The sequence below is a fragment of the Microbulbifer variabilis genome (assembly GCF_023716485.1).
GTDB lineage: Bacteria > Pseudomonadota > Gammaproteobacteria > Pseudomonadales > Cellvibrionaceae > Microbulbifer > Microbulbifer variabilis_B.
On record NZ_CP092418.1, the window covers coordinates 3,019,213 to 3,037,417 of the forward strand.

The window sequence follows — 18,205 nt, forward strand, 5'->3', positions numbered from 1 at the left end:
CAGGAAGCCACTCCTACTAAATTTATAACACCAGGCTAATCGACAGGTAGAATATCAACCATTCAACAAGTAGGTACAGGAAGAGTACAAATGCAGCCTATCAAAACACTCTTTGCAGAAGCCAAGTGGCACTTGAAAACAGTAATCCTCACAACTGGCTTAATATCAACCAATGTAATGGCTTCAGGTTTAGAGGGGGATTGGAGGTCCGTAGCCCAGATTAATGGTGAAAAGAATATACCTGTAGTCATTCACCTGGAAGAAGATAACGGTATGTGGAAAGGCTCCTTAGATAGCCCTTCCCTTGGGGCTAAGGGAGTAGAAATATCTATGCTGGAAATCCGGGACAGCAGTATCACTTTCGAAGTAGAAGACTTACAGATTAACTACAAAGGCACTTACAGTGCAGCAGTTGATCTTGTATTTGGGTTTATCAGCCAGGAAGTGACATCCCCTCTGAACTTTAGCCGGGCATCTGAAGATGCAAAGAACAGGACTAGCAATCGACCCCAAACACCAAAGGGCCCATTTCCGTATGCTATAGAGGAAGTAAGCTTTAAGAATGCTGCGACAGGCAATATCATTTCGGGAACACTGACCAAACCAAAGTCTAATATCAAAGCAACTGCTGTTCTTATCAGTGGTTCTGGGCCTCAAGACCGGGATGAAACCCTGTTTGGCCATAAGCCATTTGCGGTAATCGCCGATCATTTGACACGGCAAGGATATGCAGTATTTCGTTATGACGACCGCGGTATTGGCGGCTCAAGTGGTGACTTTCGAGCAGCCACCAGCAAGGATTTCGCCAGTGACGCCAACGCAGCTGTAGATTATTTAAACAGCCGTAAAGATCTCCCAAAGGGTAAAGTTGGATTAATAGGACACAGCGAAGGCGGTATGATAGCTCCCATGGTTGCCAGTAGTCGAGATGATATTGGATTTACCATCTTACTTGCTGGACCTGGAGTTAAAATACCTGAGCTACTGGTTGATCAGTGGCACCGAAATCGTAAGTTCAATAACTTACCTGAACAAAATATGCAAAGACTTAGCCAGTTAGATAAGGAGATTTTTGAAAGAATTGCTCAACTCGGAATGTATGAAAGTCTTAATGATGAGATTCATGAGCTGCTTTATGAAAGCGTGAAGCTCGAAGGCGCTCAGGAAGAGGAGTTGGATGCTCAGGTTGAACAACTAAAGAAGCAGTATACTACTCCTTGGTTCCGTTATTTTGTTAAGTTCAATCCTGAACCTTATTTGAAACAAACAAAGTCACCACTTCTGGCTCTTAATGGCTCACTTGATTACCAGGTTGATGCAAAAATGAACCTAAGTAATATACAATCAATATTGAGCAGCGCTGGACATAAAGACTTTAAAACTATCGAGCTGAATAAAATGAACCACCTTTTTCAAATAGCCAATAAGGGCTCATTTTCAGAGTATGCCGAACTAGAGGAGAGCTTTTCACCTGTTGCCCTCGAAGTGATGTCCTCATGGCTGAATGAACGCTTCTGATACTTGATAAGAATGTCAAGACATGGCTCCTAATTTAGGAGCCATCTTACTTAGATATATGTGCAATGAGTATTTTCAAATCCCCAACACCATCCGCAAAATTTTTAGCCTACCATTTTGGTGGCTGGTTGATATTTTCTTTAGTTAATGTTTTCTCTTTAGGGCTTCAATCTCAGAATCACACCGATAAAATCGTGATTAATATTATTATTGTAGGGTTTACTACAGGGATCTCTACCCTTCTTACTCGAGAAATCATATATCGATTTAGCCTCTTTGATAAAAACGGGTATCAACAATGGATTGGCTTCCTATTAGCTGCCATTCCTCTTGGCGGTATAGGCGCCTATATTGCAACTGGCTTTGGATATTTATATTACATCTTTGTAGGATATGAAATTCCATCTTCCTTTTGGGAGGTTGTTGTTAGCAATTGGTTCTATCTTACCATTCTTATATTTATTTGGAGTTTCATTTATCTTACTCTGGTAAATCAAGAGCAATTACGCAAAGCCGAACATGATGCAACACAACTTAAATTACAACTGAACGAAGTAAAAATGAGCGCTCTAATGGGGCAGTTAAACCCTCACTTTCTATTCAATGGGCTTAATAATATTCGTGGACTAATCCTTGAAGATACAGATAAATCCAGGGATATGTTGACAAACTTATCTGACCTTTTACGTTATACGTTAATGGCCCATAAGCATAAAACTGTGTCATTAAGAGATGAATTGGAAATCGTTTGTCAGTATATCGAACTTTTGAAAATACAATATGAAGATCGATTGTCTTTCACATTGGAAGTTAACGAAGATTTAATGGGAGAGCGGATACCTCCACTCCTAATCCAGCTGCTTGCCGAGAATGCCGTTCGCCATGGAATAGAAAAATGTAAACAAGGCGGTGAACTAGTGGTTAAAATCACCAAAGAAGACAATCATATGGTAATCACTGTGATAAATCCAGGTACTCTCATCAGAGAGTCAACCAAAGAGAGTGGTAATACCGGCCTGGGGTTAATCAATATACAAAAAAGGTTAACCATACAATATGGAGACAAGACATATTTTGGAATTGAACAGCAGGGCTCCCAGGTAGTTGCTCGGTGCCATATTCCCTCCTCTCCCTTACAATTAGTGGTATAAGAAGTGAAAGCCATTATCGTTGAAGATTCTCGACTCGCACGCAATGAATTAAGAGAGTTACTCAAACCTTATAAGAATATAAACTTAATAGCAGAAGCAAAAAACTGTGAAGAAGCTATTCTCCTTATATCAGAGGAAAAGCCTGATTTAGTATTCTTGGATATCAATCTTCCTGATGGCAATGGCTTTGACATACTTGAAAAACTGGATTTCACACCTCAGGTTATTTTTACAACAGCTTATGACGAATACGCCATACAAGCTTTTGAAGTAAATGCACTGGATTATCTACTAAAACCCATAAACCCTGAAAAACTAAAGAAAGCTCTCGATAAGACGTCAAGTGAAACACCCACCGAGCACACAAATAGCTTAACAAGCTATTTAGACTCCAACAATAAAATATTTATCAAGGATGGGGAGCGTTGCTGGTTAATCGAAATTGGAAAAATTCGATACTTTGAAAACTGCGGCAACCATGCTCAAGTATTTTTCGATGACAGCAAGCCTTTTATCTATAAATCTCTAACCAAAATAGAACAACGATTAAACCCAGAAGTATTCTTTCGTGTAAATCGACAACAAATTATCAATCTAAACTTTATTAAGAATATAGAATCGTGGGTTAATAGTGGATTAATAATAACAATGACCGATGGGAAAGAAATAGAGGTTGCCAGACGGCCAGCCACTCGGCTACGTGAAATGTTAAGCCTCTGAGAATCAGGCCTAAAAAATAGCAGTGGAGCAAAGCATCAGTTAGATTAGTTTAGACTTGGTAGGATCATTTCCTATTTAAATAAAGTGTACGGCCAAGCCAAGTCTAAACTACTATAGATTCACCCATATTAAAGTTATAGGCTCAAACTCTGCGACTTAGCTACATCTCAGATTTTCTGATATATACCCCATCAACGAATCATACTATTAACCATTTAATCAATCAGGCCTGCAGGGCTAAATCATCAAATTATTGTGTTCAATAGATGGCATTGCAATATGACTGATACTTATACTTCGGAAAATATTTCAGTTAATCAACTGACCAACATTTTGCTAGACGCTATATTAAACTAACATTTAACATTAGAGATCAATCTGTTAATGATACTTATATATTCATCAATATACGCAGAGATACTATCTTCGCTAATCAAAGGCTCACAATAACCAAATACAAAAGCCGAGTTGCGATAAGTCGTATAATTTATAATCATTAAGGGGTTAATTGCAGTTTTCAAACTAATCATCCCTTTTCGAATTTCAAAATATCTCATTTCATTTGCAAGAAGGCGCATATTCCCTACATTTGAAACAAGAATACCTGCAGGAAAGTATTCTTTCGGCGCAGTGATCTCAGCAGCCATGCGGGTGACCTCCTCCATGCTATAGTCAGATCTTAAGCTTTTTGTCATTGGTTTTTGTTTGAGGAGCACTAAATTAATCTCATTGTTCAAAAGCTTGGCTACCTCGAAAATATCGGAGCTTGTTGCGTTTGGTGGTAATTTTAGGCTGGCAGTTTCTGAAAATGAACCAACATGATCACTCGGGATAATGGGGTTGCACAATAGTCGAGCATCCATCGTGAAAATAACTTCTGGCAAATTTCTACACGCCGATATAACCCGAGCAGCAACTGATGCAACAGCACAATAAAGCGCCGTTAGCTTAACCTGATTTTTTTTAGCTAAACCAGCTAGCCTCTCAATTTTTTTAGGTGATATTAAATATGATTTAGCACACGCTCTTCTATCAGCGACGGACGCTTTCTTCTCAACCGCCCAACGGCTACCCCCTTCTATTTGATGCTCAAATTTCTTCTCACCACAATATCCAGAAGCCTCTAGTTGACTAGCAATACTATTTAGCAAAGGGAGTGATTTAACTTCATGCCTTGGCTTTTCATGAAGGCATAGGAACTTGTCAAGATCAGAGAATAGCGTCATGAGGGATCTGCCATCAAGTATGGCATGTATATTTATAAAACAAATCCAATCAACAAAGCCTTGTTTATTTGTATATACCCTTAATCTATATACATGCTCCTCTGTTTCAATGAAGGTCTCAGCAAGTTCCTTAAACTCTTTCTCCAAATCAAGCTGATCAACAATTAGAGTTACTTCTATTGGCACATCAACAAAATCAACATCACAAACCCACCTTAATCGCTCACCCCTTTTTACACGCGCCCTCAAAAATGGATGACGCTTATGTAAGTAAGTCAACCCCTCTCGCAAGGACACCATTTGCAAGGGCTCACAGACTTTTATAAAAGAAACAAATTGCAGGCCACCACGAGATAACCTATTCATTTCAATAAATAATGCTTCTTGGGGGCCAAGCTCTCTCGAAAATGGTTCTGGACTCATTGAAAATACCTTGTATTCATAACATTGCCTCTAACCTTTATGATGGAGACATGTAAATCAACAACTACTGATCTTTAGCTATCCTTATTTATTCCAAGAGGATCAACAGATCACTGAATGAAACATAGTATGTAATTAGACTTTTCTTACTCATTGACATATATACTAACTTCCCCCCCAAAAATTTAGTAATGATCCCGGTGGTAGAGATATTCCAAGATATGTAATCCACAACAGATCTTTTAAATACAATCTTTATTTCTTTTTATCATGATTATTGCAATTCTTTAGATAGTAAATTTCTTGAAAAAACAGGCTTTTTTTTTGTAAAGACGCAAATAACTCCTTATCATCACTAATGCCGCCAAATGCAGGTCAACACCTTTTGCAAAGGCCAACAAATTGCTCATCATTTATGTCATAGAAAATTAAACTGTAAAATTATTATATTACTAGTTTGTCACTTATTTAGTTGGGGATCTCCTTTTGTAAAGGTGATGCTTCGGCTTTCAAAACACCAGAGTACATTTACATGGTCTCCTCTCCTTATAGAAGAAGCATGGCCAATGCGATTCGTGCTTTATCCATGGATGCAGTCCAACAAGCCAATAGCGGGCATCCTGGTACACCTATGGGCATGGCAGACATTGCGGAGGTCTTATGGAACGATTACCTAAAGCACAACCCAGCTAACCCGAATTGGTCTAACCGTGACCGCTTTGTCCTCTCTAATGGACACGGTTCCATATTGTTGTATGCCCTGTTGCACCTTTGCGGCTACGACTTATCAATCGAAGAACTGATGAATTTCTGCCAATTGCACTCCAAGACCCCGGGCCACCCGGAATATGGTTGCACACCTGGTGTTGAGGCCACCACAGGCCCCCTAGGCCAGGGGGTTGCTAATGCCGTAGGTATGGCCCTGGCGGAAAAAGTACTGGCGGCTCAATTTAACCGCCCTGGCTATAAGTTGATCAATCACCACACCTATGTATTTATGGGGGATGGATGCCTGATGGAAGGCATATCCCATGAAGTATGCTCTCTGGCTGGTACTTTAGGCTTGGGCAAGTTGATCGCATTCTATGACGACAACGGCATTTCTGACGATGGGCAGATTGAAGGTTGGTTTACTGACGATACACCCAAGCGTTTCGAGTCCTACCATTGGCACGTCATCCCTAATGTTGACGGCCATGACGCAATTGCGATTAAAGCAGCAATTGAAAAAGCCCATGCATGTTCTGATAAGCCCACCATTATTTGCTGTAAAACCGTGATCGGCTTCGGCTCCCCGAATAAGCAAGGCCGAAAGGAATGCCATGGTCAACCACTCGGTGAGGATGAAATAGCTCTCGTTCGCAAAACGATTGGTTGGGACCACCCTCCTTTTAAGATCCCAGAAGATATCTATGCATATTGGGATCAAAGGTCTAAAGGTAAAGCATTAGAGAAGGAGTGGAAGGGTCTCTTCGCTAAATACCGTGAGGAGTATCCTGAGATGGCATTCGAGTTTGTGCGTCGTCAGAGTGGAAAACTTCCACCAGATTTCCTGGTAAAAGCCGATAGCTACATTAAGCAATGTCAAAAAGATGCACTAAGAATCCCATCTCGTAAAGCGAGCCAGAATACACTGAATGTTTACGGGCCTCTGTTGCCCGAACTTCTAGGTGGTTCAGCCGATTTAGCCGGCCCTTGTTTTAGCCTATGGTCCGGTTCTAAAAGATTGAATAAGAAAGATGCTTCAGGCAACTATATACACTACGGAGTTCGTGAATTTGGTATGAGCGCCATAATGAATGGCATTGCCCTGCACGGAGGTTTTATACCTTATGGTGCTACCTTTTTGGTTTTTATGGAGTATGCTCGAAATGCCGTGCGTATGGCGGCATTAATGAAGCAACAAGTTATATTCGTCTATACCCATGACTCCATCGGAATAGGTGAAAACGGCCCAACTCATCAGCCGGTGGAGCAACTCAGCGCCTTGCGTTCTACACCGAATCTACACACTTGGCGCCCCTGTGATACTACGGAATCAGCAGTAAGCTGGAAGATGGCTATTACACGCAAAGAGGGGCCCACCGCACTAATATTCAGTCGTCAGGATCTAGCTCCACAGGAACGAAATACCACTCAGATAACACAAATTGAAAAAGGTGGTTATGTACTGTCCGACTGCGAAGGCGCTCCTGAAGCAATCATCATTGCGACCGGCTCTGAAGTCGAGCAGGCCATAGCTGCTAAAAGAAAGCTCACTAGCAAGAGAATTCGAGTTGTGTCCATGCCTTGCATAGAAACCTTTTTGGAACAGGAAGAACCGTACCGTGAATCAGTTCTCCCCAGTACTCTCCGCGTCCGGGTGGTGGAAGAGGCTAGTCATAAAGACTATTGGCACAAGTTCGTAGGCTTTGACGGTGAAATCATCGGAATGGATAACTTTGGCAAATCTGCACCCGGCCAGGAAGTCATGCAGTACTTTGAGTTTACAGCTGAGAAAGTTATTGAAAGTATCGAGAGGCTGCTGAAGTAATTTAGTATGGAAGTAAACCATTTCTAAAGAAAATACGGTGCCGACCATTAAAAGGGCAAATATTTCATCGAATCATTGACCATCAATACCTCTGTATTTCAAAGTTATTTTTCATAACTAAAAAAGTTCAACCATCTTGTTTTAGTCGAATCAATATCTATTCAGATTATCCCATCATCCTTTTGGCACTCGCACAATTTTTCTTGTCTGTATTCGTGAAATTTTTATAACCTAACTACCTTACAATGAAGTGAAAGTTGCCAAATTACCTGCTCACGCTACAAATCCCCAAGTTTGCCTCCATACTCTAAAGCTATTTAGGACCTATCATTTTCACAGCTAACCAGCCTATCAGGTAAAAAACTTTACATTGGGAGAATTTAGATGTCCAAGCACCCTTACTCTTTGGCACTAACTGTAACTTTCTTGCTGTTAGGTATTGCCTGCAGTGCGATTGCCCAATCAAATAACCTTGAAGAAAATAAAAAAACTGCCATGCAGGCAGCCGACCTATGGCACAGTGGGTCAAAGGTCAATCCTGATTCAATTTTGGCACCTAACTATATCAACAATCTAGACTCGGCCACAAATTTGAGTATCGGCTCACAAAAACGTAATTTAAAGGAATTCAAAGCCGAAGTCGCCAAATTTCATACGGCCTTCAAAAATGTAAAACTGATTGATTCAATGCAGGTCGCCGAGGGAGATCTTGTCGCAACCCATGTAAAAGTTAGCGCCAATCACACAGGATCATTTATGGGAGAAATTCCAACAAATAAAACCATCACCTGGGATGCCGTAGAGTTTGTTAAAATCAAGGATGGAAAAATACTAGAAACCTGGGTGACCTGGGACAAATATGGTTTCTTGAAACAGATTGGAGTATTGAAATAGCTATTAGAAATCCCAATATAACAGTGTAGATCCAGTCCCTCCAACAAAATCTGGAGATTTACCAATTGGCTTTCACTTGAATGGATTTAGCTTTCAAGTTCAGCTAAATAACTTGCACAGCAGCCATCGCCGTCTAAATTTAAGTTCAAGCTTAGGCGGCAAAGATTTCAAAATAATTACAACCACTCAATAACAACCACCTTGAGTTGATTCATCTTGAGACTCCCAATGAAAACACCTGTTTTAGTCTTTGCTTCCTTTTACCCAAAACCCGACAAGGAACAAGCTGTCAAAAATTTGCTCACAGAGATGGTTTCACCATCCAGAGCGGAGCCTGGTAATTTATTGTATGAACTTTGCGAACAGATCGACCAGAAAGATCACACAATAATCTATAGTCTCATAGAGAAATATATAGATGAAACCGCGCTCAGTGAACACAAATCTTCAGCTCACTACATTAACTACCGAAAGAATATAGAAGATCTATTATCCAGACCTATAAGCGTGGTTGTACTAAAAAATATTTACCAATCCGACTGAGCTCTTACTCTATGCTCAATAACTCTTGGGTACTTGACCAACTCCCACCTCATAAAGATGACCTACATCTCACGCCTCCTCAGACAGCCTCAGTTTAAACACCAGCCTGCTATTGACACACACATTAATATTTGCACTCCCTAAAATAGGAAGAACAACAACTTTTAGACCTATAATTAAGCTGATTTAAAATCTTGAACTTTTACCTTAAGACTTGACACCCAAATCATCTACACTGCCATCTTTAACATGAAAGGTTCTCAGCCAATTAAGAAACTGCCGGCAGTTAGGTACTAACTGTAAGTTAAAAACCTAACATCTCAACATTTACACTGTTAGCGGAGTTCAATGTTGAATCTTGGAATTACGAATAAAGTAGCCATTGTAACTGGCTCTAGCTCAGGAATTGGCTATGCCATTGCCAAAGAGCTTCTTGCCAATGGGGCAAAGGTAGTTCTGGTTGCACGAAACGAAGCACGCCTGCAAAAAGCAGAAAATAAGCTACATAAAAATTCAAAGTCTGAAGTAACTTCTATCTCAATAGACATAACTCGGGACCATGCTGCACAACAGATAATCAATAAAACCCTAAACACCTTTGGAGCACCAGAGATTCTAGTCAACAATGCTGGGCGCGCCCATGCTGGTGGGCTTATGTCCTCAACTGAGGAAGACTGGGAACAAATGACTGCAGTAAAACTCACTTCTATGCGGAGAATGTGCAAAGCCACCATCCCTTATATGCAAAAAAAAAGCTGGGGAAGAATAGTTAACATGTCATCTATTGGCGGCACCTACCCAAACCCAAAGCTGCTCATATCTCATGTCCTAAGTGCAGCAATCAATAATCTATCAAAATCTCTTGCATTAGAGGTTGCACCGTACAATATACTAGTTAACTCGATTGGAGTAGGCGCAATTAAAACGGATAACTGGAAAAATAACATGATCCCATTTATCCGCAGTAATACGCCAGAGTATGCAACACTTACAGATGATGAAATTCTTGTTCGAGTATCGAACGAATGTACGCCTGTAAAACATCCAGGGGAACCAGAAGACATTGCTACTCTGGCCGCCTTCCTTTGTTCTGCGCGTAATAATTTTATCACTGGGGATAGTATTGAGGCATCAGGCGGAGCTGACCGCTTTATGTAGGATTTAGCTTTATCATTAACTAACATATACAGCGGCTAACCAACAATAATAGCGAGGCCTTTTATCCCTCACATTTCAATATGAATAACACTTTTTTCTTCATACAAGATCATAGCTCTGGAAACTATCATAACCTCTGTCACTATCACAAAGTTTAATCTTACCCTCTACCGGACAAACAATCATTAACACCGAGCGCACATAATAACAACCCTATACTAACAAGAACAGATTAGTGATCAAACAAACTGATTTGTCACTGGCATTTATTCACTTACAAATAAATTCGGACGTCCTTTTACTCAAACTAACAGACAATTAAAATAAACTAAAAACTCATCAAATTATAATTTTCTTCAAGTAACAATAGAGATTTTCTCTTCCAAGAGACCGCCAAATTTTCTCAAGGAGAAATAAAGTGCCGGCTATCAACCCTATTCCAGATGCGATGAGTGTAGTGCTTGTCCAATTTTCGCCTTACCCAGCCTCTGATTCAGAAGGCATCAAACAAAACATAAAGAGAATTGAAGCATATGTTGATCGTGCATCTTTATGCTTCCCGGGCGTGGATTTAATCATTTTTCCTGAATACAGCACTTACGGATTTGGCTTCCATCCATATGCTGAGCATTTAAAACTTGCTACAACCATACCGGGACCTGAAACAGAAGCTTTTGGGAAAATAGCTAAGCAATATGGTGTTTGGCTGTGTGTATCAATTGTCGAGCTTGCACCTGAGCCACATATGAAACCATATAACGCAATGGTCCTGATCAATGGTGATGGTGAGGTCGCTCTTTCCTATCGCAAAATGGTTCCATGGTGTCCTATGGAGCCCTGGAGTCCCGGGCCTGAAATGTCAGTTTGTAATGGTCCAAAAGGGTCGAAACTGGCCATTGCGATTTGCTCAGATTTTGACTACCCAGAAGTGGCACGTGAAGCAGCTTGGAAGGGTGCAAATGTAATTCTAAGACCTGCTAAATATATGTACCCATGGGATCATATTTGGGGGATTACAAATCAAGTGCGGGCTTATGAAAACCAAGCTTATGTAGTAGCGGTCAATCATACTGGAGAAGATAGTTCCTACTCTTATTTTGGTCGCTCAATGGCCTGCGATTATGATGGGAACATCATATGTTCTCTAGATGGCAGTGAAGGTATGACAAAAGTTGACCTTTATCCTCAACTAGCTGAAGAGGCTCGTGATAAGCGGCTATCGAACAACTATCTTTATCAGATTAAACACCGTGGGTATACAGGAATGCCTCCTAAGGGGGCAACTCATAACCCTTTTAGCATATATAGTGACTGGGATAAGATCCCTAAGCGATGGAACCGTGATCCAAGCAAAGAAGCCGAGAAGATCGCGAATAGAGGAAGAAAAATTCTGGCTGAAGCTTCAAAGAAAGAAAACCTTAAATCACCAGATTCAGAGGAGTAGCAGTCTTTGCAGAGTTCTTTCTTAGAACTACCATATTTAATTCTGAAATAATTTGGTTACTTAACTCCCTCTTTAATCAAAGGGGGATCTTACATCCATAAGATCAGCAACTTACTACTGAAATTTCATTGCGAAAGCGGCATCTGAATGATACTTCAGGCCGAAGCTAAATGATTCAGCGCTGCATTTAATTATTTTAATTACTACTTATAAACTATCCAGTATCGAGTATTTTATCTCATCATCATTAAAACCCTAAAAAATATCACTATCAAAAGGCCCACGTTATAAATCAACTCCCTCACAACAATCCTACGACCCATAATGGGCCATTAAATCATAAATCAAATAACATCAATGAACACCCTGTAGAAACACCATCCATGTAGATATTACAACGCACTCACTCACACATATTTTTCGCCCCCTATAATTAACCACGCACAACCTCAGATAACAACATCACTAACCCTACCGTATTAATAAATTATCATTGAACTCAATCGTGACCCAGCTCACAAACATATTCAAAGCTAAACCACCACCAATGATTACGCCTGCAACCAATTGACATTGCAAATATGAATTTTGCAGTATGAGCCAACTAATTCATTGGGAGACGCCAGCAACAGAACGATTAATTGGGAATTAACACATAGAACTTACAAAGATTAACCGCTCACACTTTTCAAGGAATGGAGAGTATCAATGCTTAATAGAATTCTAGCACTCACACTTTGTTCAATCTTTTCTATCCCCACTTTGGCAAAAACTTTACTAATTGATGGTCAACAAATCGAGATTGGAGAAGTTGCCGTTAATGGTACAGGCTGCCCTGTAGGGTCAGTAACGGCTACGGCAACAGATGATAATAAAAATATCGCGATACTTTTCAGTAAATATAGCGCCGTAACAAATTCTTCAAATCCAATTGCTAGCTCTGATTGTAACTTGGCAATACCTTTAAGTGTAGAACCTGGATTTTCAGTAGGAATATTAGATATTGATTGGCGGGGTACAGTATTTTCTGCCGATGGATCCCTTATCAATTTCCATAGAGAATACTTTTTTTCTGGCAGTCAAGGCCCGAGCCATGACAATAACTGGAATAGCTCTGGCTTTGAGAACTTTGTCCTCAATGATCGCCCACCATTTGCCTACTATTCCGGGTGCGATGGGGAGGCCCTTATTGCGAGAGCAGATACCGTTGCAACAGTAATCGGCGCCGATAGCCTATTTTCTCTGCGTTCTGCCGATGTTGGAGCACAATTGCTTTTAAATATCCAAATTATTCCTTGTGATGAATAATTAGAGCAATTGTATTCACTCCCCCCTTAATAAAGTGGGGAGTATTTATTAAAATAAAATTCTTGATTTACATGGCAATATCAATATCTACCGTTATTTATCGATTAATTATTCAGACTTATTAAGTTATTTACTGAAGCAAAGTTAAACATAGACAGACTATAACTATCTACTTCTTGCTTTCAATAATTGAGCAGCCAACCCAGTCAGCAGATCGAAATTCAAACTGATGGCTTTATCTGATATTTCGACCATTTTTCAATTATTGAACAACGAGCTACCTGAACGGCACTAGTCATAGCCCCTCCCCCTCCAATCCTCAAGACGCAAAAAACTACCACCTATGCTCACCTGCACCGCAAATGTGAATCATTACCATATGAGATGAATTCACTTCTGGGGAATCACCCATGCTTCGCAAAAGCTTGATTGCCATCGCCCTCTCCTCAGCAATCCCTGCCTCTTTTGCCAATGACGCGTCTTCCGGACAAAACGCTGTAATGGAGGAGACCCTAGTGATAGGTGTCCGCCAGCGACTATATGAGCGCGGCGCCCTCTTGGACGCCATACAGAAGACTGAAGTCGTAGACGAGAGCCTGATCAAGTCCCAGCAAGCGGTAAACCTGACGGATGCCATTGAGAAATCCCCCGGTGTAAGGGTTTCCAATGAATGTTCTATGTGTGGGGTTAAACGAGTAATGCTGAATGGTATGCGTGGGGAGCATTCCACCATCCTCACCGACGGTGTTCCCTTACACACGATGATGGCTGGCTACTACGCGGTAGATGCACTGGCCACCACCGGCATCTCACGTATCGAAGTGGTCCGCGGTGCTGGCGCATCACTGCTGGCACCCGAAGCAATCGGCGGAACCATCAATGTGATTTCCAAGGAAATAGAAGAAACTGGCGTCAATATAAATGCCTCCATGGAGGACAACGACAGTTATTTTCTTGGCTTGATGGCAGGCTATCTGAGCGATGATGAACCTACCCGCACATCGCTGGTCATCCAGGATGACAAACATCACCAGATGGACAACGATGGTAACGGCGTCAGCGAAGCGCCGTTACAGGAAAATACCAGTTACGTGGTGCGTCTCTCGCAAGACCTGGGTGAACGGGACAACCTGATCCTTCGCACGGCCTACACCGACTCCAATATTTTTGGTGGCCCCCAGGGAGACAGCATTGGCTCAGTCTTGCACGGATACGATGGTGTGGAGTCTGACCACTTATTTGTCGACGACGATGTGCGACAGCAATATATCGGTAAACCCTGGGAAACCACCGAATGGATAGCCACCACCCGCAGTGAAATTTCCGGCAGCTGGCTACACGAATTTAACGAGTCCTATAACACTTTGCTGACAGTTGCCTGGTCAGAGCATAAACAGGACTCCTTTTACGAGGGGTTCGACTACAGCGCTACTGACACGCTCAATTACTTCGACCTGCGCAACAACCTGATCCTGAACGACCAGCATATGCTGACGTTTGGTGTCGACCTTCGCGATGAATCCATGCTCTCCGACTCTGCTGCAGGGGCGGAAAGTGACAACTACATCGAAGATAGTTTCGACTACCAAACTACCGGCCTTTACCTGCAGGATACCTGGACAGTCTCACCAGATCTTGAGGTGGCACTCGCCATACGCCTGGATAATGCCAAAGCCGATTTCGTCGCCGAGCAAAAACCCGGTACCGAGATCGATGAAATAGTGGTGGCCCCGCGTATAGACTTGCGCTACCTGCACGACGATCAATGGACCTCTCGCGTAGCGATGGGGCGAGGCTACCGAGCCCCTCTATCCTTTTTCGAAACGGATCACGGCATCCTGGATGCGGGAGATGGCTTTGCCATCGATATTGAAAGTCTGGAGAAGTCTCTATCTGCAACTTATGCGCTGAGCTTCGAAGGGGAGCGCCTTAACAGTACCCTGTCATTGGCATTTACCAAAGTAGATAACCTCGCGGCATTAAGTGAAACCGAGGACGGGGTACCGCTGCTTAGCCAAATGCAGGAAAGTGCCTCTGTAGGCGCTGCCGACATTACTCTCAGTTATGCGCTGAACGACAATCTATCTATTGGCGGCACTCTGGAGACCTACGATTACGACGATGTTTTCCGGGAATCCTTTGCCATTGCCCCAGTGGAGCAACGTGCGCTATTCAATCTGGATTACAAAACCGATTACTGGATGCTATACGCTAGCGCCACCTGGATCGGATCTCGTGACCTGGCTGAATTTGGCTACGAAGGCTTTAACCAGCTGGGCGATTCCACACTTAAGAGCACAAACGCAGACGCCTATTGGACACTGGATATGAAATTGACCTTTGATGTGAGTGAAAACCTCAGTCTGTACCTGGGCGGCAACAATCTCACGGATTACACCCAGGTCGAGGAAGGAGAAACCCCTCTGTTCTGGGATGCCAGTGGTGCCTATGACGTAGCCTATATCTATGGTCCCCTGCGCGGCCGTGAATTCTACATGGGCTTCGACTGGAACCTGTAATGCGAACCTGGCTCCTACTCTTCACACTTCTGTTCGCGCCAACTGGCGCGACTGAAGTTCCCACTTCGCTATTCAATTTTGAATTGCACAGCCTTGCCGGGCCCGAACGTATCAACTTGCAGTACTTCAAAGACAAGCCAAGCCTGATGGTACTGGTAGAACCCGACTGCCCCTGGTGCTTTCGCCAGGTTCGAGCACTAAACCGGCTTACACACAAGTGTTCACAACAGTTCCAACCAATTGCCCTGGGTATCAATGGGTCGCGCAAAGCCCTACTGGCTGAGTATCGAAAATTGCGCCCGGAATTTCCCATGTTCCAGGCGAATCGAAAACTCCAACAGGTGCTGGGTGAAACTCCCGGCACCCCCTTCAGTTTTCTAATAGCACCCAATGGTAAGCCGCTGCGTTGGCTCAGGGGATATATTCCTGATGAGCAATTGCAGCCCATTCTGGAGCAAAGTTTTGGTTTTACCTGTAGTAATACTTCTTGATTTCAATTAATAACTGCAATTCCTCATGCTGTAGTAGCTCATCTTGCTGTCCCTTAAATAACTCACTCGGTGACCTGTTACCCCGGCTCTCTCTAGGTTTACTACTCAGACGATCCATTTCAAATTGAACCTGCTCACCTGTTACTTTATTTAAGTCGGCATCCTTTGGGAAATACTGTCGAATGGGGCCGTTAGTGTTTTCGTTAATCCTCCCCAGGATGAATATAAGTGGGCAAAATAAATATCGACCTCTAAATCTTCTGCAATCCTTTCATAACCAGAGAATTCAAGACCATTGTCGAATGGTAATTATTTAGCCTCGTCCGCACTAAGAACGTCAATTAAGTTTGCAGCCAAATTAAAATCAATCTTCATTTGACTTAGGTAGTTAAAAAGCCAGATACTTTACCTCTACTAAGAGATAACTCTCGCAGAAGATTTATTATCTTTGAGCGTCACTCTAGATTTAATACTATAGAATTTATTTGGGCCTTAGAGTCTCTATATACTGCGCATCTACCCACATTATTTCAAAATTCGGGGGGGTACAACGACGACAGTAGAAAAGATATTTTCCATCTGGTGTTACATACCCACCACCATCTTCCCCCTCTGTATTGATTTTATCACCAAAGTTAATAGCTTCACCCCATGAGCCATTCTGCTGGCGAAAGCTGATATACATGTCGCTATCACCATATCCGCCCTCTCTTTCACTATCCCAGATGATGTAAGACTCATCAGGGGCAATAAAGGGGTGAGCAGTCCACTTGCCCGAGTTTATCTGTTGGCCAAAAGGCTTTGGCGTTTCACGCTTACCATCTAACAGTCGTGAATAGCGAAGAATTCCATCGCCGTTTTGACCTACTTCATCAAATACAAAGGTTCCTTTCGCAGAAGCAGTAAGGCGCATAATACGAATGTCTTCAAATTGTGAGCCAAGACTTTTAAGCTCTGACCAACCATTAGCGATACGCTCTCTATATTGATTTCTAGCATACATCGTTTGACCATCCGGTGAGATGGAACCGCCCCAGGCCACTTTAGACTCATGCCATCGATTGTTCTCAAGCTTGAATACAACTTTCGAGGATTTGCCACTTTGGTGATATCTTCTTGTAACGTAGTACTCTTTCATATCGGGCGTGAAGTAACCGCCCCAGTCACGATACTCTTTCGAAGGCTTAGGGGCGAACAGTTGTGGAGTCAGCCCAGGTGGCTTCTGTCCAAGGTAAGGGCCTTCAAGTACTACAGGGGTATCCTTACTATAGCTGGTACCACTTAGAGTTAGCAGGGAAAGTAAAATGACTGCCGTAGAACGATGCCTCATGACTTATCCTTATTTGATCAGGGGGTAACTGGCAATCACTGTAATCAACTTGGCTATATAGCGCCTGACGTCCTTGTGAATTTTGCCTGATTCTTATTCTGATGGCGGCAATCAGCTCACTGCATGTATAAAATATATACAAATACCACCCTCTTAGGCAGGCTTTTAGTTATGGGCGGTGGTAAGCTCAAGAAGCAATAACAATACGGATCAACCTCCATAGACTCCTCAACTGTTTCCAATCCACCATTCTCCCAGTTTCAGGATTTCTATACTTTTTACTTTGTGGCCAGCCTCTACTTCAGCGATTTCTTCCTCGTAAAATTTACTCTACTATTTTGTGTCCTTCTGGCAATTGCATCGCCTTATCCAGTAGTCATATCCTCTGAGTGCAATAAAAATCCATACCCCCCACCTAACCGTAAAGCGGACTCAATGTGTATAGACTTTCCCACCCTCCTTATGGGCATCTACCCGCTTAGGGTCGCCAAAATTCAAAGGCCCCATCCGGAAGCTTTAAAAGCAACTCATCAAATACCTCTTCATTCACATGTTTCCGTACAGCTTTAGCAACATCTTTAATTGCTGTAACTGTTGAAAAATTGTGCTCTTCTCGTAATAACCGCACCTCCCTGGTCATTTCCTCTTCACTATCAAAGTCTTTCTTTTCTTCGTTAACATCCCAGTCGGCCACAAACAAAGATCTTAGACAAACAGGTAAGATATTGGAAAACGCAATAGCATCGGATGTAGAAATTCGACGGCGGAACACATGAAAAACGCCCTGTGTCATTGTATAGGTAACATGCGTACTCCAAAGCCCAGCTATATCTCGAGCATCAACTAAATATTCAAAAAAATTTTCAGATGCTTTCTCATATTCCAATGGCACAGTCATAATTAGTTTTACTAATCCTGATTAATATTAATTACGATTAACACCTTAT

At 42.2% G+C, this 18,205-nt stretch carries 14 protein-coding genes and 1 pseudogene; 11 read left to right on the plus strand and 4 right to left on the minus strand.

Annotated features, from left to right (window positions below):
- Positions 1-90 precede the first annotated feature (90 nt).
- The 3 genes from MJO52_RS13480 to MJO52_RS13490 all read left to right on the plus strand — a co-directional run bounded on the left by MJO52_RS13480 (position 91) and on the right by MJO52_RS13490 (position 3,389).
- A complete protein-coding gene (locus MJO52_RS13480) occupies positions 91-1,518 on the plus strand; it encodes an alpha/beta hydrolase family protein (protein WP_252082175.1) in 1,428 nt (475 codons plus the stop codon).
- Positions 1,519-1,583: 65 nt separating this feature from the next.
- Positions 1,584-2,669, plus strand: coding sequence for a sensor histidine kinase (locus tag MJO52_RS13485; RefSeq protein ID WP_252082176.1), 1,086 nt, complete (start codon positions 1,584-1,586; stop codon positions 2,667-2,669).
- 3 nt (positions 2,670-2,672) lie between these two features.
- Positions 2,673-3,389 (plus strand): LytR/AlgR family response regulator transcription factor, encoded by a 717-nt coding sequence (locus MJO52_RS13490; RefSeq protein WP_252082177.1) that lies wholly within the window; start codon positions 2,673-2,675, stop codon positions 3,387-3,389.
- A gap of 353 nt (positions 3,390-3,742) precedes the next feature.
- On the opposite strand, the gene MJO52_RS13495 is transcribed toward MJO52_RS13490, so the two are convergent.
- Positions 3,743-5,038, minus strand: a complete 1,296-nt coding sequence (locus tag MJO52_RS13495) for a hypothetical protein (RefSeq protein WP_252082178.1) — start codon at positions 5,036-5,038, stop codon at positions 3,743-3,745.
- 532 nt (positions 5,039-5,570) lie between these two features.
- Between MJO52_RS13495 and tkt the strand changes: the two genes are divergently transcribed.
- From tkt to MJO52_RS13530, 8 genes are all read left to right on the plus strand, one after another.
- On the plus strand, positions 5,571-7,571 hold the full coding sequence (gene tkt, locus MJO52_RS13500) for a transketolase (protein WP_435583615.1): 2,001 nt from the start codon (positions 5,571-5,573) through the stop codon (positions 7,569-7,571).
- 384 nt (positions 7,572-7,955) lie between these two features.
- Positions 7,956-8,465, plus strand: coding sequence for an ester cyclase (locus MJO52_RS13505; protein WP_252082180.1), 510 nt, complete (start codon positions 7,956-7,958; stop codon positions 8,463-8,465).
- Positions 8,466-8,693: 228 nt separating this feature from the next.
- Positions 8,694-9,008, plus strand: a complete 315-nt coding sequence (locus tag MJO52_RS21495) for a putative quinol monooxygenase (RefSeq protein ID WP_353505434.1) — start codon at positions 8,694-8,696, stop codon at positions 9,006-9,008.
- Between the two features lie 348 nt (positions 9,009-9,356).
- On the plus strand, positions 9,357-10,166 hold the full coding sequence (locus MJO52_RS13510) for an SDR family NAD(P)-dependent oxidoreductase (RefSeq protein WP_252082181.1): 810 nt from the start codon (positions 9,357-9,359) through the stop codon (positions 10,164-10,166).
- 418 nt (positions 10,167-10,584) lie between these two features.
- Positions 10,585-11,610: a nitrilase-related carbon-nitrogen hydrolase gene (locus tag MJO52_RS13515; protein ID WP_252082182.1), complete on the plus strand. Its 1,026-nt coding sequence runs from the start codon at positions 10,585-10,587 to the stop codon at positions 11,608-11,610.
- 708 nt (positions 11,611-12,318) lie between these two features.
- Positions 12,319-12,918, plus strand: a complete 600-nt coding sequence (locus tag MJO52_RS13520) for a DUF4360 domain-containing protein (RefSeq protein WP_252082183.1) — start codon at positions 12,319-12,321, stop codon at positions 12,916-12,918.
- A gap of 410 nt (positions 12,919-13,328) precedes the next feature.
- Positions 13,329-15,437, plus strand: a complete 2,109-nt coding sequence (locus MJO52_RS13525) for a TonB-dependent receptor plug domain-containing protein (protein ID WP_252082184.1) — start codon at positions 13,329-13,331, stop codon at positions 15,435-15,437.
- Complete coding sequence (locus MJO52_RS13530; protein ID WP_252082185.1) at positions 15,437-15,928, plus strand: TlpA family protein disulfide reductase; 492 nt, start codon at positions 15,437-15,439, stop codon at positions 15,926-15,928. The genes MJO52_RS13525 and MJO52_RS13530 overlap by 1 nt, the downstream gene beginning before the upstream one ends.
- On the opposite strand, the pseudogene MJO52_RS21575 reads toward MJO52_RS13530, so the two are convergent.
- The 3 genes and pseudogenes from MJO52_RS21575 to MJO52_RS13540 form a co-directional block, all read right to left on the minus strand.
- Positions 15,906-16,237, minus strand: a pseudogene (locus MJO52_RS21575) (transposase); the annotation flags it as partial. The gene MJO52_RS13530 and the pseudogene MJO52_RS21575 sit on opposite strands and share 23 nt — an antisense overlap.
- A gap of 172 nt (positions 16,238-16,409) precedes the next feature.
- Positions 16,410-17,258 carry a hypothetical protein gene (locus MJO52_RS13535; protein ID WP_252082187.1) on the minus strand — a complete coding sequence of 283 codons (849 nt, stop codon included), beginning with the start codon at positions 17,256-17,258 and terminating at the stop codon, positions 16,410-16,412.
- 478 nt (positions 17,259-17,736) lie between these two features.
- On the minus strand, positions 17,737-18,156 hold the full coding sequence (locus tag MJO52_RS13540; protein WP_252082189.1) for a DUF2267 domain-containing protein: 420 nt from the start codon (positions 18,154-18,156) through the stop codon (positions 17,737-17,739).
- Between the last annotated feature and the right edge of the window lie 49 nt (positions 18,157-18,205).

Coding starts and splice junctions, on each gene's coding strand:
- MJO52_RS13480 (WP_252082175.1), top strand. CDS start 91: ATGCAGCCTATCAAAACACTCTTTGCAGAAGCCAAGTGGCACTTGAAA.
- MJO52_RS13485 (WP_252082176.1), top strand. CDS start 1,584: ATGAGTATTTTCAAATCCCCAACACCATCCGCAAAATTTTTAGCCTAC.
- MJO52_RS13495 (WP_252082178.1), bottom strand. CDS start 5,038: ATGAGTCCAGAACCATTTTCGAGAGAGCTTGGCCCCCAAGAAGCATTA.
- tkt (WP_435583615.1), top strand. CDS start 5,571: ATGGTCTCCTCTCCTTATAGAAGAAGCATGGCCAATGCGATTCGTGCT.
- MJO52_RS13505 (WP_252082180.1), top strand. CDS start 7,956: ATGTCCAAGCACCCTTACTCTTTGGCACTAACTGTAACTTTCTTGCTG.
- MJO52_RS21495 (WP_353505434.1), top strand. CDS start 8,694: ATGAAAACACCTGTTTTAGTCTTTGCTTCCTTTTACCCAAAACCCGAC.
- MJO52_RS13510 (WP_252082181.1), top strand. CDS start 9,357: ATGTTGAATCTTGGAATTACGAATAAAGTAGCCATTGTAACTGGCTCT.
- MJO52_RS13520 (WP_252082183.1), top strand. CDS start 12,319: ATGCTTAATAGAATTCTAGCACTCACACTTTGTTCAATCTTTTCTATC.
- MJO52_RS13525 (WP_252082184.1), top strand. CDS start 13,329: ATGCTTCGCAAAAGCTTGATTGCCATCGCCCTCTCCTCAGCAATCCCT.
- MJO52_RS13530 (WP_252082185.1), top strand. CDS start 15,437: ATGCGAACCTGGCTCCTACTCTTCACACTTCTGTTCGCGCCAACTGGC.
- MJO52_RS13535 (WP_252082187.1), bottom strand. CDS start 17,258: ATGAGGCATCGTTCTACGGCAGTCATTTTACTTTCCCTGCTAACTCTA.
- MJO52_RS13540 (WP_252082189.1), bottom strand. CDS start 18,156: ATGACTGTGCCATTGGAATATGAGAAAGCATCTGAAAATTTTTTTGAA.